Origin of the sequence: Methanoculleus sp. UBA291 (genome assembly GCF_002499755.1) — an archaeon.
GTDB classification, from domain to species: domain Archaea; phylum Halobacteriota; class Methanomicrobia; order Methanomicrobiales; family Methanoculleaceae; genus Methanoculleus; species Methanoculleus palmolei.
Genome location: NZ_DANC01000040.1, coordinates 21,937 through 38,125 on the forward strand (window position 1 = coordinate 21,937; position 16,189 = coordinate 38,125).

9 protein-coding genes and 1 pseudogene are annotated in these 16,189 nt (G+C 60.3%); 5 read left to right on the forward strand and 5 right to left on the reverse strand.

Annotated elements, in window-relative coordinates:
• Positions 1-35 precede the first annotated feature (35 nt).
• Both BP737_RS09190 and BP737_RS09195 read left to right on the forward strand, forming a co-directional pair.
• Positions 36-2,252 carry an adenosylcobalamin-dependent ribonucleoside-diphosphate reductase gene (locus BP737_RS09190; protein ID WP_292408079.1) on the forward strand — a complete coding sequence of 739 codons (2,217 nt, stop codon included), beginning with the start codon at positions 36-38 and terminating at the stop codon, positions 2,250-2,252.
• A gap of 200 nt (positions 2,253-2,452) precedes the next feature.
• Positions 2,453-4,504: a M13 family metallopeptidase gene (locus tag BP737_RS09195; protein WP_342686147.1), complete on the forward strand. Its 2,052-nt coding sequence runs from the start codon at positions 2,453-2,455 to the stop codon at positions 4,502-4,504.
• A gap of 151 nt (positions 4,505-4,655) precedes the next feature.
• Here the strand turns inward: BP737_RS09195 and BP737_RS09200 are convergent, their stop codons facing one another.
• From BP737_RS09200 to ppk1 (BP737_RS09220), 5 genes are all read right to left on the reverse strand, one after another.
• The gene (locus BP737_RS09200; RefSeq protein WP_292408085.1) at positions 4,656-6,197 is read right to left on the reverse strand and encodes a Ppx/GppA phosphatase family protein; all 1,542 of its coding nucleotides are present in this window, start codon (positions 6,195-6,197) and stop codon (positions 4,656-4,658) included.
• Positions 6,194-6,808, reverse strand: a complete 615-nt coding sequence (locus tag BP737_RS09205) for an HD domain-containing protein (RefSeq protein WP_292408087.1) — start codon at positions 6,806-6,808, stop codon at positions 6,194-6,196. The genes BP737_RS09200 and BP737_RS09205 overlap by 4 nt, the downstream gene beginning before the upstream one ends.
• Entirely contained in the window at positions 6,759-8,717 is a 1,959-nt protein-coding gene (locus BP737_RS09210; protein ID WP_292408090.1) for a CHAD domain-containing protein, read from the reverse strand. Before BP737_RS09210 ends, BP737_RS09205 begins: the two co-directional genes overlap by 50 nt.
• Positions 8,698-10,869, reverse strand: coding sequence for a polyphosphate kinase 1 (ppk1, locus tag BP737_RS09215; protein ID WP_292408093.1), 2,172 nt, complete (start codon positions 10,867-10,869; stop codon positions 8,698-8,700). The genes BP737_RS09210 and ppk1 (BP737_RS09215) overlap by 20 nt, the downstream gene beginning before the upstream one ends.
• A gap of 78 nt (positions 10,870-10,947) precedes the next feature.
• A complete protein-coding gene (gene ppk1, locus BP737_RS09220) occupies positions 10,948-13,116 on the reverse strand; it encodes a polyphosphate kinase 1 (protein ID WP_292408095.1) in 2,169 nt (722 codons plus the stop codon).
• Positions 13,117-13,583: 467 nt separating this feature from the next.
• Between ppk1 (BP737_RS09220) and BP737_RS09225 the strand changes: the two genes are divergently transcribed.
• From BP737_RS09225 to BP737_RS09235, 3 genes and pseudogenes are all read left to right on the forward strand, one after another.
• Positions 13,584-13,841 carry a hypothetical protein gene (locus BP737_RS09225; RefSeq protein WP_292408099.1) on the forward strand — a complete coding sequence of 86 codons (258 nt, stop codon included), beginning with the start codon at positions 13,584-13,586 and terminating at the stop codon, positions 13,839-13,841.
• Between the two features lie 62 nt (positions 13,842-13,903).
• Complete coding sequence (locus tag BP737_RS09230) at positions 13,904-15,526, forward strand: hypothetical protein (protein ID WP_292408102.1); 1,623 nt, start codon at positions 13,904-13,906, stop codon at positions 15,524-15,526.
• Positions 15,527-15,902: 376 nt separating this feature from the next.
• Positions 15,903-16,189: pseudogene (locus tag BP737_RS09235) on the forward strand (glycosyl hydrolase); the annotation flags it as partial.

A 16,189-nucleotide genomic window follows, 5' to 3' on the forward strand; every position in this document is an offset into this window, starting at 1 on the left:
AATCCCGATCGAAGAATCATAGAGATGGTCCGCCCATGAATTCATCACCCGTCGTTGACAGCATCCTCTCGGCACGCTACCTCCGGAGAGGCGAAAAGACGTTCGAAGACATCTGCCGCCGCGTGGCCTCGGCGCTCGCCGATGACGAAGCCGAAAAAAGCGCTTTTTTCGAAGCGATGGCAACTCTCCGGTTTCTTCCGAACTCACCCACCCTCATGAACGCCGGAACCGAACTCGGGCAGCTCTCCGCCTGCTTCACCCTGCCGGTCCCTGACTCCATCGAAGGCATATTCGATGCCATGAAACAGGGGGCGATCATCCACAAGACCGGCGGCGGAACGGGCTACAACTTCTCCCGCATCCGGCCGGAGGGCTCGCCTGTCCGGTCGACCGACGGGGTTGCATCGGGGCCGGTCTCGTTCATGCGGGTCTTCAACGCGGCAACCGACGTGATCAAGCAGGGGGGCCGCCGCCGCGGGGCGAACATGGGGATCCTCAACGTCTGGCACCCCGATATCCTGTCGTTCATCGCCGCAAAACAGAATGAGGGGGACCTCGCCAACTTCAACATCTCCGTGATGGTGAACGATGCGTTCATGAACCTCGTCGCGGAGCGCCGGGAGGACGAAGTCTGGATCACCGACCCCCGAACGGGCGTACCGGTCACGGTCGGCCGGATCTGGACCGGCATCGTCGACGGGATCTGGAAGAACGGCGAGCCGGGCATCCTCTTTTACGACGAGATCAACCGGCACAACCCCACCCCGCACCTCGGTGAGATCGACACGACAAACCCCTGCGGAGAGCAGCCGCTCCTCCCCTACGAGAGCTGCGTCCTCGGGAGCATCAACCTCGCCGCCTGCATACGCGGGGGGGCTCTCGACGAGGAAACGCTCACGAACACCGCCCGTATGGCGGTCCGGTTCCTCGACGCCGTCATCGACAAAAACGTCTATCCGATACCGCAGATCGAGGAAGCGACGAAGAAGACCCGGAAGATCGGCCTCGGCGTCATGGGGGTCCACGACGCTCTGCTCATGCTCGGCCTTGCGTACGACTCCGACGAAGGGAGGAACTGGTGCGAGCATACCATGCGGCTCATCACCGAGACGGCGACCGACGAGTCGCACCGGCTTTCAGAAGAGCGGGGAGCGTTTCCTGCGTGGGAGGGGAGCGTCTGGAAGGACTACCCGGTCCGGAACGCCGCGATGACGACCGTCGCCCCCACGGGGACCATATCGCTCCTTGCGGGCTGCTCCAGCGGTATCGAGCCGATTTTTTCGTTCGCCTACACCCGGAAGAATACCATAGGAAAGACCTTCGTCATCGTGAACCCGGTCTTCCGGGACGCTCTTATCCGGACCCTCGCGGGCATGGGTCTCCCCGAAGACGAACGGAAAAAGAGGGAGGGTGCGGTCATCGTCCACGTCCACGAGACCGGGACGATCCAGGACCTCTCCTGGCTCCCGGAGGAGTTTCGTGCGCTCTTCAAGACGGCGCTCGACATCTCCTGGCGGGACCACATCCGGATGCAGGCGGTCTTCCAGAAGCACGTCCATGCTTCGATCAGCAAGACGATCAACATGCCAGGCTCCGCCACCCGGGACGACTGCGAAGAGGCGCTCCTCATGGCGTGGAAACTCGGGCTCAAGGGGATCACCATCTACCGGACGGGGAGCAGAGAAGCGGTCGTCCTCGCCCTGAAAGAGCCTTCGAAGGCCCCGGCAGAATCCTCCGCTCCCGGAGCCGACGATGGGCGGAAGGTGCCGGGACGGGTCGCGACCCTGCCGATCGAACGGCCGAAAGAACTCGCGGGGAGGACCTACCTCTGCCAGTCGGGGTGCTGCCGCCTGTACGTGACCGTGAACCTTCTCGACGGCCGGCCCATAGAGGTCTTCATCAGGACGGTCGGCAGCGGAGGGTGTGATGCAAACAACAGCGCTCTCGGCCGTGCGATCAGCACCGGCCTCCAGAACGGCGTGCCCTACCAGAAGTTCGTCCGGCAGTTCGGGAAAGTGAACTGCATCTCCGCCATCAAGAACCCGGCATCCGAGGGGCACTCGTGCGCCGATGTCGTCGGGCGGTGCATAGACCTTGCGGCAAAGAACCAGAGCGTCACCACGCTGAAGGACTGGGAGGTCAAAGAAACCAGGGGACGGCGGCTCTGCCCCGAATGCCACGAACCGCTCGATTTCGGCGAGGGGTGCAACCAGGGGATCTGCAAGCACTGCGGCTGGAGCGGGTGCATCTAGCAACATCGGAACGGAGGCGCGGGTCGAGGTTAATCCGTACACCGAGACCCGCAGCTGGAGGTCCCGGAACGCTTTCCCGTGAATATGCCCCGGACAGAACTATTTCTATCAACTGCTCTCAGTAGCCGTTCCTCATCGGCAAAGGCCGGGTCGGGGTCGGCCATAACCATTATTCCCGTAAGGGATGAGATATATCCGTTATGAAACGTATTTCCTTGACTCTTCTCCTGATCGCCTGTCTTGTCTGCGTCGGATGTTCCGCCTCCGCCGGGACGGTGGTTCCGGATACCGGATTGCAGACGTCTGAAAGCGGATTCATCTTCAACGAGTCCGTCCGGCCGGGTGACGACTTCTATGCCTACGTAAACGACGCATGGATAGCAGAACACCCTATTCCGGCCGATAAACAGTACTATGCGACATTAACCGGGCTGCAGGACCGGGTGAATAACGACCTCCACTCCCTCCTCCTGAATGCATCAACCGCCCCGACGCAGGGTGCTGACCGAAACACTACCCTTCTCGGGCAGTTCTACCGGTCGGGAATGGACAATGAGACGATAGACGGCGAAGGACTCTCCGGTCTATCTGATCTTCTCACGACAATCGACTCCATCGACTCCCGTGCCGACCTGACTGATGCCACGATCGTTCTCCTTGAGCAGGGGTTCGGTCCGGTGTATTCCTACTGGGCGGAGGTCAACCCCGAAAACAGCAGCGAAATGGTTCCTGGCCTCTATCAGGGCGGGCTCGGGCTGCCGGACCGGGACTACTACCTCCGGAACGACACCGAGAGCACGGACCTTCAGGATGCCTACAGGGATCACATCGCCCGGGTTCTGGTGCTCGCAGGGGAGCCTGCAGATCAGGCAGCGGCCGACGCAGAGACTGTTTATACGATGGAAAAGACCCTTGCGACGACCCACCTCAGCGCGGAGGAGAACCGTGACCCCGGGCTTACCACCAACCTCTATACCCTTGCCGAACTGGAGGACCGGTACCCTGCGATCGGATGGGAGACCCTCTCCACCACCCCGGGTTCCGGGCCGGTCGGTCGGGTGCATCTCTACCAGCCAGGGTATGTGGAGGGACTCAATACCCTGCTTGAGACGGCACCGCTCGAAGACTGGAAGGTCTACCTGCGCTACCGGCTGATCGACGGGGCGTCCCCTTACCTCTCTTCATCGTTCGAAGAGGAGCGTTTTGATTTCTACAGCAGGGCCCTCTACGGTGTTCCGGAGATGAAACCCCGGTGGCAGCGTGTCGTAGATACGGAGAGCATATCCCTCGGCGACCTGGTAGGCCGGGCGTACGTCGCCGAGTACGTGGACCCCAGGACCCGCGAGATGGTATTGGAGATGTTCTTCTCCATCCGGGAGACACTTGACGAACGAATTGCGAACCTTACCTGGATGGGCAATTTCACGAAAACAGCGGCCCACGAGAAACTTGCCGCCATGGGAGAGAAGATCGCGTATCCCGACCGATGGACCGACTACTCCGGGTTGACCCTCTCCGACTCGTACGTGGAGAACGTCCGTGCCGCCCAGGCCCACTCCTTCATTCACGGACCGAATGGGCTTGAGCGGATCGGCGGCCCGGTTGACCGGAGCCTCTGGTCCATAACCCCGCAGACGGTGAACGCTTTCTACGATCCGACCCGGAACGAGATGGTATTCCCGGCAGGCGTTCTTCAGCCGCCGATCTTTGACCCGGACGCAGACCCCGCTCTCAACTACGCAGCGCTCGGATGGATGATCGGGCACGAGATGACACACGGGTTCGACGACGAGGGAAGGCAGTACGACAAGGACGGGAACCTGAAGGACTGGTGGACGAAAGAGGATGCCGAAAACTTCAACAACCGGACGGCCATGCTCGTGGCAGAGTATAACCGGTTCGAGGCCCTTCCCGGCCTTTACGTCAACGGCAACCTCACCCTCGGGGAGAACATCGCCGATTTCGGGGGCCTGACTCTGGCCTATCACGCGTGGAAGAAGGCGGAGAACCGGTCAGATGTGGTCGACACTGCCGCAGACCGGCGGTTCTTCTTCGGGGCTGCGACCCTTTGGAGGGTGAACGACCGGGAGGACTCGCTACGCAACCTGGTTCTGACCGATCCCCATTCTCCGGAGAATTTCCGGGTGAACGGAGTCCTGTTCAACATCCCGGAGTTTTACGAGGCGTTCCCGGAGATCCGGCCGGACGATGCCCTCTACCGGGAGGTCGAGGAGAGACCGGTCATCTGGTGACAGGTTCACGTTTGCCGGTCTGCAACCATACTTTTTTTTGCCCGCTGCGTGAGAATGTTTGAAGATGCAGGTTACCGGAACTTCCGAGCCGACCGCCGTTGCCTGCGATTGCATTCAACCAGAAATGCATTTCGGGAGGGCGCGGGGCCGTTCACTCGCTGCCGACGCACCGGATGATAAGGTCTTTGCCGAAGACCCTCCTGAAGGCGCGACCCTCGGACCGGATCGCCGAGGACTCAAGAGTGCAATCCGTCGCACTTACGATCTCGAGGGTCGCCGCCTTCTTGTCGATAGAAACGATGCGTGCCTGGGCGACAAGGCCGACATGGCCACGGTCAAGGTGCTCGGCAAGGCGAAGAAACACGGAGAGGGCAGGAACCGCCGCCGGCCCCGTACCTGTCCGGGGCGGTTTCTTCCGGTGATACCTGGCCACTTCCGCGATGATCCCGACCTCCCGCCGGTCAAACCCGGGCAGATCTGCATTGCTGATGATGTAGTGCGAGTGAAGGTGATGGTTGGAGAACGAGACGATCTCGCCTATGTCGTGGAGGTATGCCGCGTATTCAAGCAGTTCCCGTTCTGCGGTGCCGAACTTGTGCAGCCCTGCCTGTCTTCCGCTGTCGAAGAGTTCAAGCGAGAAACGTGCGACCGTCTGCGCATGCTCGGGACTGGCTCTGCATGCGCCGAGAAGCCGCTCTACGCTCTGCTTCCTCTTCCGCAGCCGGTCCTCGGGTGACATGCCGTTCCGGCGCGAGAGGTAATCGACGATCAATCCGTCCCGGAGACCCCGATCGCTTATGCGGATCTCCGAAAGACCGAACGCATCCATGACCTCCTCAAGAATGGCGGTTCCCGCAATGATGATGTCCGCCCGATCCGGGTTGATTCCGGGGACGCCCTTACGCCGATCGAGCGGAAGCGAGCAGAGCAGGGCGGCGGTCTTTCCAAGGTCCTCCCTGGTGAGGGCCGGCGGCGTATCCGAGAGCCGGTCCGAAACAGAACGCCGGGCAATCTCCGCAAGGTTCTGGATCGTGCCCGAACTCCCGTAGGCAACATCCACACGCTCCCTCTTCACCCGTTCCGCGACCGGCGTGACGACGTCCCGTATGTAGCGCCGGATCTCTTCGTAGACCTCCGGCGGCACGGAGTCCGTCGCTCCGTCCTCGAAGAACTGGTTCGTGAGGCGTATCGCCCCGAGATGAAGGCTTTCGAGCATCCGCTCCTGCCCCCGGTCCCCGACGATGATCTCGGTGCTGCCGCCGCCGATATCGACAAACAGTGCAACGGCGTCGCCCATCTCAATGCCTCGCGAGACACCGAGATAGATCAGGCGCGCCTCTTCAACCCCGGAGACCGTCCGGACGTTCAGGCCGGTTTCATTCTGCAGTCTCTTGAGGAAGTCCGCGGAGTTTCGCGCCTCTCGTACGGCCGACGTCGCAACTGCCACGCACTCTACCGCACCGAAACTGCGTGAAAGGTCGACAAACCTCCTGCAGACAAGGACCGCACGGTCCATCGCGTCGTCCCTGAGCCATCCCCGGATGAACGCACCCTCTCCGAGCCGCACAACCTCTTTCTGCTTCGTAAGCACGGTGTAAGACTGCGGGGACTCGAAACAGGCAACAAGGAGGCGGACGGAGTTCGTGCCGAGGTCGAAGAAGGCAACGACCCGTCCTTTCGAAGATGCGATCATTCGATCACAAGCCTCCTCCCGTAGACCGATTCGAAGAGAGCGCTCTTCTTTAAGGCGGACTTCTGTTCCTCGACGGCCGGGGACGAGAACGCGCACCGAATCACGATCCGGTCCGGGTGGACGTCGCAGTCGATCTCCCGGATGGCGTCGGTGTGCGTGACGTCAAGTCCGTCTGCAACCCGCAGCAGTGCTGCAAGGTCGCACACCCGCTTCCGGTCGGAGGCATCGAGTTCCGCAAACGGAGCATGCGACTCCTTCGGGGGCGATTTCCGGTGATACCGCGCGATGTTTCCTATGATCCGCCGCTCGTATTCGTTGAAGGGGAGCCGCTCATCGCGCCGGATCATCTCAAGCGCCAGCCGGTGGTGGCCCGCCCGACCTTCCACCCACCCGATGTCGTGCAACAGTGCGGCATACTCGAGATACTCGCGATCCGTCCCGGTCCGTCGATGGAGCGGCTGCAGTTCGTCGAAGAGCCGGAGCGCAAGGAAGGATACCTGCCGGGCGTGCCGGATATCTCCGCCGTATTCCTCCGCACAGGATGCGACCGCCCCCCTCCGGCTACCTCTGCCGTTCGACATCGACCTGCTGTACTCCTGCTGTCCGATCACTCTGCTGAGGTGTTGGCTCTGAACTATTATGAGTCTTTATTGTGTCGGGTTCACCTCCCTCCCCCTGCATCTCCGCACCCTCCTGCGGCGTTTCACCGTATGCGACTGAAATATGCTCTATCGTGAACGGGTCGGGCCGCAGAAGCGCATAACAGGCCCGCGAATCGCCGTCATCCGGCTTTCCGACGCTGCCGGTATTGACAAACCAGACACCGCCGACCTCGGCCGCAAACGGGCGGTGGGAGTGGCCGGTAACAATGACGTCGGCGTCCGCCGCGGCCGCAAGGTCCTTCAATCGCTGACTTGCGGTATTTTCGGAGATATACTCGGTGTTCGATGCCGGGCTCCCGTGCGTGAGGAGGATGCGCTTCCCGAAGAGCCTCAGGCGGACTCTCTCCGGGAGCGTTCGGAGATATCGCCGGCTTTTCCGCGAAAGACTGCGGCGGGCTCGCCGGAGCGCTTTGCGCCGTTTCCTGTTTTCGGAAGTTTTTCGAATCCGTCTTGCCCCGAGTACGTCTCGGTCGTAGTTGCCGACGACGCTGATGACGTTTTCCGCCGCAAGCATCTGCAGGACCTCGTTCGGGGCCGGCCCGCCCCCGACGGAATCGCCGGCATTCAGAACGAGCGTTGCGCCCCGGGCCCAGGCGTCGTTAAGGACCGCCGCAAGAGCGGGGAGGTTTGCATGCACGTCGCCTATGAGGGCAACCATTGTCGGCGCACCCTGCTCTCGGCCCGGCAGGGGGGTGCTTATCGCCTCTCGAAGGCGTTCCCACAGCCTCTCCTCCTTCTGCTCCGCCCATGTCCGCACCAGCAGCGCATGGAGTTCCCGCCTCTGTCGGGCTCTGTCGTCGATGAGGTGGTGGATGCCCGGCTCCACGAGCCTGAAGAAGTCGAGGTGCCCGAAGTATTCCCGCTGCCGCTCCCTCTCCGCGTCGAGGAATTCAGGCAGGAACCCGAGCCAGACGTCGCAGTCGTGCAACTCGCCGAGAACGTCCTGGAGGTGCATCACCTTCTTCAAGGGTTCTTTCAGACCGTCGCCGTAAAGACCCTGAAACGCCTCCATGGTGTAACGGAGGTGTTTTACGGCGATGCGCATGGCGTGGTGCTCGACGGTGCGGTCGGGCATGGCGACGAAAGGCTCAAACCGGAATACTTCGTCGATCTGCCGTGATATATGGGAGAACGCACGTACATACGCTGCATGTGAACGGACGTCGGTGTTGCGGCACTCCTCCCGTTCAAGATATCCGGCGAGAGCGTCTTCCATCGCCTCGACGACCCCCGTCCTCTCCAGCCGGTCGATCCCCGCGATAACCGCCGGCTGAAGACCCGCTCTCCTCTGCTGAAGACGCAGAAGGAGGCATTCGAGTCCCGGGAGAAGGTACCGGGGGGAAGGGTCGGCTGCGACTGTGATATCCTGCGGCCGGTTTGCGCCGTTGTGCATGATGGAGTCTTTGATCCGGGCGAATACCAGATAGATTCTTTTTTTGAGCGTTTTATGGGCCGTCTCTCTTTTCGGGACGGGGACCAGGGGCGCCGGTTCGAAACCCGTATCTTCACCCATGAGGAGAAAGATCGGTCGCATCGACGGCCGTTCTCTCTCGCCGATGGTCCCGACAACGGATCGGAGGAACGCGATCTGGACGTCTGCATCCCTCGCGGCCCCGAGCGCCCGCGTGATGGCCCGGACCTCCTTGTTCCAGAACCGGTATTCCTTGCCGGAGAAACAGTCCTTGAACAGGGGAAGAGCCGCCCTAATCCGCCGGGACGCCACGCGCATCCTGTGGATGTACTCGATATCGTCCGCCGCACGGACACCCTCAACCTCGGCGCTGAAGGCCTCGAGAAGGTCGGAGAGGTACCCGGCCCCGTACAGGCAGGTCCCGGGGTCAGGCGCGCCCATCGCCATGATGCCACTCCCCCCGGTGTTCAATCAGCCACTGCTGCGAGTCGATGCCTGGCTCGCCATCTTTCGGGGTTACCCGTTCGTAGGTGCCGTCACTGAGCAGGCGTCTCGCCTTGACCGTATCCCCAAGATGGATATTCAGGATCTTGACCAGTTCCTTCCGGATAGCCGGATTGGGTACAGGGAACAGGATTTCGACCCTGCGCTTCAGGTTCCGGGGCATAAGGTCGGAACTCCCGAGAAGAATCTCCTCATCGCCGCCGTTTCGGAAGTAATAGATCCGTGCATGTTCAAGAAACCTGCCGACTATGGAAATGACGGAAATATTCTCGCTCACTCCCGGTATCCCGGGCCGTAGCGCGCACAGACCCCGTACGTTGAGAGCGATCGCAACGCCGGCTTCAGACGCCCGATAGAGCGCGGTGATGATCTCCGGGTCGAGCAGACCGTTGAGTTTCATGGCGATATAGCCGTTCCCGTGCTCCCCCTGATGCAGGATCTCCCGCTCGATCCGCTCGAGGATACCGGATTTCAGGGTGGTGGGAGCAACGAGAAGTTTGCGGTAGGTCTGCTGCTCCGCGTACCCCGTAAGGGCGTTAAATAGTTCGGTTGCATCCGCACCGATATCGGGATCGGAAGTTATATAACCGATATCGCCGTAAATCCGGCTCGTCACCGTGTTGTAGTTGCCGGAGCTCAGGTGAACGTAGCGAACGATCCTGTCGCCCTTTCTCCTGACGATGAGGCAGAGTTTTGCATGGATCTTCAATTTCTCGTGGCCGTAGACGACATGAACGCCATGCCGCTCGAGGTTTCTTGCGTAGGTGATATTGTTCTTCTCATCGAACTTCGCCTTCAACTCCACGACGGCGGTGACCTGTTTGCCGTTACGCCGCGCCTCAAGGAGCGTATCGATGATCGGGGAGTCCCGGTCGATGCGGTAGAGGGTGATCTTGATGGCAAGGACCTCGGGGCACCGTGCCGCCTCCCGGAGCAGGCGCACCAGCGGGGCCATGCTGTCGTAGGGGTGGTAGAGCATGGCGTCCTGCTTCTCAAGGCGGGAGAAGGCCGTTACCTCGTTTTCAAGCACGGGCGGAACGGCCGGGATGAACGGCCGGTCTTTCAGGTCGGGGCGGTCGATATCCTGCAGTTCCCGGAGATCGGCAAGAGCAAGCGGGCCGTCCGTCTCATAGATGTCGTTCGGGGAGAGGTCGAGTTTCTTCTCGAAGATGTCCCGCATCGAACCGGGCACGGGGCCGCCCGTCTCCAGCCGTACCGGATGCCCGACGCGCCGGGTGGAGACGCCCATTTCTATTGCGGTAAGGAGGTCCGAGGCTTCATCGACTACGACCTCTATCTCCGCGTTGCGGGTGACCCGGAACGGGTAGGATGCAGCCACCTGCATTCCTGGAAAGAGCCGGCCGAGGTTCTCGGCGATCAGGTCTTCGAGAAGGACGAAGTGATACTCCTGTTTTCCCTGCCCCCCTCCGCTCGCTATGGGCACCCGGACGAACCGGGGGAAGAGCCCGACCGGGACCTTCAGGCGGGCGCCGTGCTCCATGCCCTTCTGGTCCCGGACGATGATCCCGAGGTTCAACGACATGCTGGAAATGAAAGGAAACGGCCGGGCCGCATCGAACGCCATCGGGGTGAGTGCGGGCATGATGATCCGGTCAAAGTAGTCGCAGAGCTGGGCGCGCTCTGCGGGCACAAGATCGCGGTAGCGGTGGATGTATATGCCGGACTGCCGCAGGGCAGGCAGGAGTTCTTCCGACCAGCACTGTGCGTGGGCACGGACGAGCGGCTCGACCTCGCTGCGGATAGCGGCCATCTCTTCGGCGGGCGACATCCCGTCCGGCGGCAATTCCTGCGCCCCCTCCGACATCTGCCGCCGGATGCCTGAGACGCGCACCATGAAGAATTCGTCGAGGTTGCTGCCGCAGATGGCGAGGAATTTGACCCGTTCAAGCACGGGGTGGGTCGCGTCCTGCGCCTCTTCAAGCACCCTCCGATGGAATGCAAGCCAGCTCAACTCCCGGTTGATGAAGTACCGCCGGTCGGTTGATCCGCTCCCCCCTGCCGGGTGCGTGCAGGACGGCGCTGCAAACGGGTCCTCTATGATTGTCCCCCCCTGATGCGGGTCTCCGTCGCCCACGGGATCAGCCCCCGATAGGGATCTATTCCGGTGGGTTCGATAACTCTTACTCTCCTCGTCCGGATCATACTGTATACCTCACTCCCTCTCGGTATGCCAGATCCCGCGGTGCGCAAGCATCCAGTCCTGCGAGTTGAGAGGCTCTTCTCCCGGCGCCGGACGTACGCGTTCATAGGTGCCGTCACAATTTAACCTTCGCGCGATGGCGGTGTCCCGGAGATGGACGCGCAGGATATCGTTGATGATCGCTTCCCGGATCTCGGGGTCGATGACCGGAAAGAGCGTCTCCACCCGTCGGTCGAGGTTTCGGGGCATCAGGTCCGCGCTCCCGAGGAGGACCTCCTCGTCTCCGCCGTTTCTGAAGTAGTATATCCGTGAGTGCTCCAGGAACCGCCCGACGAGCGATGTGACGGTGATCGTATCGCTGACCCCTGATATCCCGGGCCGGAGGCAGCAGATCCCCCGGACCTGCAGGTCCACCGTGACACCGGCTTCAGATGCACGGTAGAGCGCCATGATGCAGTCGCGGTCTACGAGTGCGTTCATTTTCAGGGCGATATAACCGTCGCCGAACTCCTGCTGGCGCCGGATCTCCCTCTCGATCCGTGCGACGATCCCTTCCCGCATGGTCCCCATCGATCCGTGGGAGACGATGAGCCTGCGGTACCTCGACTTCCGGGAGTAGCCGGTGAGCGCGTTGAAGAGGTCGGTGACGTCGGCGCCGATCTCGGGGTTGCAGGTAAAGAGGCCGAGATCGGTATAGACCCGCGCCGTCCCGGCGTTGTAGTTTCCCGTCCCCATGTGCGTATAGGTGACGAGCGCTCCCGCCTCCCGCCGGACGACCATGCACATCTTTGCGTGGACCTTCAGGCCGACGAGCCCGTAGACGACGTGGACGCCCGCCCGCTCGAGCGCCCGCGCCCAGACGATGTTGTTTTCCTCGTCGAATCGCGCCTTCAGTTCGACGAGCACCGCGACCTGTTTTCCGTTCATGCGGGCATCCATCAACGCTTCGACGATTGGAGAGTTCAGCCCGACCCTGTAGAGGGTCTGCTTGATGGCGAGCACATCCGGGTCGTTTGCAGCCTGTTTGATGAAGTTGATCACGGGCGTGAAACTGTCGTAGGGGTGGTAGAGCAGGATGTCCTGCTTTTTGATCGCGGCGAAGATATCTTCTTCTCTGGAGAGGATGGGCGGGTAAGAGGGGAGGAACGGCTGGTCTTTTAGGTCCGGGCGGTCGACCGCGGTGAGTTCCATGATGTCGGCCATGCCGAGGGGGCCGTCGGACGTAAAGACAAGGCTCTGGGGGACACCGAATTTTGCCGTGAGCATCTCTCTTACCCATGCCGGCATGGAGCAGTCGGCTTCGAGGCGGACCGGGGAACCGATCCGCCGGAGTTCCACGCTCTCCTCGATCGCGGTGAGGAGGTCCGAGGCCTCATCTTCCTCGATCTCGAAGTCCGCATCCCGGGTGACCCGGAACGGGTATGCGGCAACTACCTCTACCCCGGGGTAGAGCCGGTTGAGGTTCGAGGCGACGAGGTCTTCGAGGAAGACGAAGTGGTCTAAGTTCGCCCCGGGAAGGTCCTCCGGGTCTTTTGCATCAAAGACGTCTCCCGGGACCCGAACGAGCCTCTGGAGGACGCCGAGCGGCACTTTCAGCCGGGAAAAGACCGTTCCGCGCTCGGGGTCATTGATGATAACGGCGAGGTTCAGGCTCAGGCTTGAGACGAACGGGAACGGGTGTCCGACGTCGAACGCCAGCGGGGTGAGGACGGGGAAGACTTTCCGCTCGAAGTAGTCTTCCAGGGCCCGTTTCTGGTCGGGATCGAGGTCCCGGTGCCGGTGGATGCAGATGCCCGCACGGATCAGTTCCGGGAGGAGGTCCTCGCTCCAGCACCGGGCGGCATCCTCAAGCAGCGGCGTTAAGTCCTGACGGATCGCCGTCAGCTGCTCGGTCGGCGTCATCCTGTCCGGGGGGGCTTCAAGAGCGCCGCGGGTCCGCTGCCGCCGGAGCCCGGAGACCCGGATCATCATGAATTCGTCGAGGTTGCTCCAGAAGATCGAGAGGAACTTTACTCGCTCCAGCAGCGGGTGCCGGTGGTCCTGTGCCTCCTCGAGGACGCGCCGGTTGAACTGTATCCAGCTCAGTTCCCGGTTGATGTAGTACCGGGGTGCATCCAGCGGTAGGTCCGGATGCGGTTTTTGAGTGGAGGCAGGGGCGTTATCGGTATTGTCAGGCGGCATTGCTCATTCCTCTGCTGGCGGAAGGCGGAGATATATAGCGGTCAATAGTTGTTTCAGTTCCTATATCTAACTTGCGGGGACAACGGAGCGGAGCGGGAAATCCCCGGTCGGGGCAGGAGATGACAGGGAGACCTCCGTCGGGAGTTTTCTAACAGGCAAATTGGAGGTCTGCCGTGCACGGGAACTTCCTGTGGAAGTTTCCTGACATCCCTACCCAAAACGAAATGACCGGCATCCGACCCGGTCCAGGCTGTTTCGAGGATTCGATTGTCCTCCGAAGGGCCGACTTTCACCAGCACCCCTGGCGCTTTGTCTCCCAAACCGGCAGAACTCCCCCGGCACGGGGTGGCCTGCCGGGTCGTATCGGTCATGAACAGAAATGAGTATACCCATTTTCCCGTCATATAGAGAACGGCCAGGCCCGTCCACCCTAAACCATTAAATGGTACCTGTGCATCATAAGGGGTATGAACCCGGCTGACAGCATTATACGGGGTTTTTCAACCCCTCCCTTGCGGGAGGGGCGGGATTCCGGCATTGAACGCCTCGGCCGTGGTGTTGACACGATGAAGAAGCCGAAAGTTGTCGGCGGAACGGATATCCGGTCCTTCCCCTTCGGCAGGGAGTTGCTTTCCGGTTACAGACTGGTGATGATAGCCGACATCGACGATCCGGCAACTGTAGACATTTCTCGATACCCTGGGGGTTCGGATTGGGGAAGATGAGGACGAGACCGTACGGCTCGGCGGCGGCGTTTAAGTAAACTAACGGTAAATGCGAGAACACTATGTCAGCGCTACAACGTCCAGGAGAGAGAGGCGGACGCACGCTTATTGCCATAGTCATCGTGATAGCAGCCGTGTGTGCCGTTGTGCTGGTATTGCATGTTCAGCCGTGGAAACCGACTCCACCCAGCCCACCGATTCCGCCCGGCCCACCGGTGTCGGCGATACCGACCCCCGCGATGCCGACGGTGACGGAGCCCACACTCGTTGTCGCAGCGAGCGACAGCAGTGCGGCATCGAAAGCCGGGGCAGATTATACCTGTGACGGTATCAACGATCAGCATGAGATCCAGGCTGCGATCGATGCTCTGCCGGCCAGCGGCGGGACCGTCCGGTTGACGGAAGGAACATTCAACTGTGCCGGAAGCCTTCTGCCCAAGTCGTATACGACCCTGAAAGGGCAGAATAATGAGTCTACCAACCTGATTTTTACAAATAACGGCCTGGTCTGGATGAAAAATGATTTCGTTGCGCTGGAAGGCTTCCGCGCAACCGGCTCCGGCTATTCCGGGCAATCGGCGCATAGGGGTGTGATATATATCACTGCGAGCCACGTGTGGGTCAGAAACGTCACGGCCACAGCCGACAGGTCCATCCAGGCTGTATTTTACGTGCGTTCTATTGAGGGCTACAACAAGGCTATCGAGTGTATTGCATTCATCGGCTGTGTGGCTGATGGTCCCGGAACGTACGGATTTCTTCATAGTTCGCAGGATACTGATTACAAGGTACACAAATATGTCCAGTATATCGATTGCAGGGCGATCGACTGCGGCCGATATTCCAGATTCAATAACTGGGTCACAGGATTCGATTTTGCGGAGCTCAACGACATAGAGAACCTGCGGGTGACCCGGTGTGTCGCCGAAGGCAGCTGGGAATCCGGGTTTCACCTCGAATGGGCTCCCGCCAAGAAAGACATCGTTTTCTCAGACTGCATCAGCAGAAACAACGGCCAGAAACCCTACCCTGAATATTACGACACAAGCGGCGAGTACTACTTCGGCGCCGGCTACATGGCGCCGCGGGGCCAGTACACGTTCAACAACTGCACCGCGGAAGGGAACAGCGCCTACGGGTTCTTCTTCAGTTACCCCGACGGTGTCTCCCTGTACAACTGCACGGACCGCGAGACGGGCCGGGGAAAGACCGACTACTCGCAGGTGAAACCGACGTCGTTCTTCATCGTGCAGTCGCTACTGACGGACGCCAACCCCTCGCTCGTCATGGAGAACTGTGAAAGCATCGAATCTTTCGGATACGGTCTGCATATCGCGCTGATGGATCATATGCAGATCAAAAACTTCCGGTTGACTGATCCAGCCGGGATCGACGGCAAGGGCGCCGTACTGGGGGGTTCACCGCGAGGAGCGTTGTTTGTGGATTCTAGCATCGATATCCATGCCACGGGGGATCGCGTCTCCACTCTGATATACGCGATGGGTAACAGGAATGTTGTATACTCCGGGCAAATAAATTCAAATGCGGCGCAGCCGTTTGTCATTGACGGATACGGGACCAGCAATGTATTGGTAAAGGGTATGCGGATCCTACCGGTTGGTTCGACGGGCATAACGTTGACACAGGATGTCCCCGACGGTGCTGTAAAGATCGTGAAGTCGTGACATCCAGTTCGTCCGCCTTTCGACCGTTCTGGGTGCATCAAGAAGCAATTCTGTTCCCTCTCTCCTTTTTTCTCTCTAATTTCCGAACGAATTCGATCCGCCCCCCTTTTTGCTTAATCTCTCCTGCACTGGTCAATTCTACCCGGACCTTCCGGGCATCTCAGGGGGTATTGCTGCGCCCGGGAGCATCAACTCCTTCTCTAATATAAAAACCATCTCTCGATCCGATATCCCTGATGAGGCTTTTTTTCATCTCTTGATTGCCTCAAAATTTGTATATTATCTCTTAAGTCTGTATGATAATTATTATTGTTTTAAAAATATTTTTATAGCATGATATAAATACCTAAATCCACTCCCATGAGGGGTGAATTGCATGAAGAGGACATTTGCAATGGAAAGACAGTCCACACTCCTTCTCGTGTTCAGCTTTTTTCTGATCGACGGTGCGGCCGTAGCAGGAGAGGAGTTGTCCGGTACAAGCACGCTTGTCGTAGCGGCGGGCGACAGCAGCGACGTAGCGAAGGCAGAGGCAGACTATGTCTGCGACGGATCGAACGATCAGGCGGAGATCCAGAAGGCCATCGACGCCCTCCCCGCCGGTGGCGGCACCGTCCAGTTGACGGAAGGGACGTTCAACTGCGCCGGGAGCATTCTACCCAG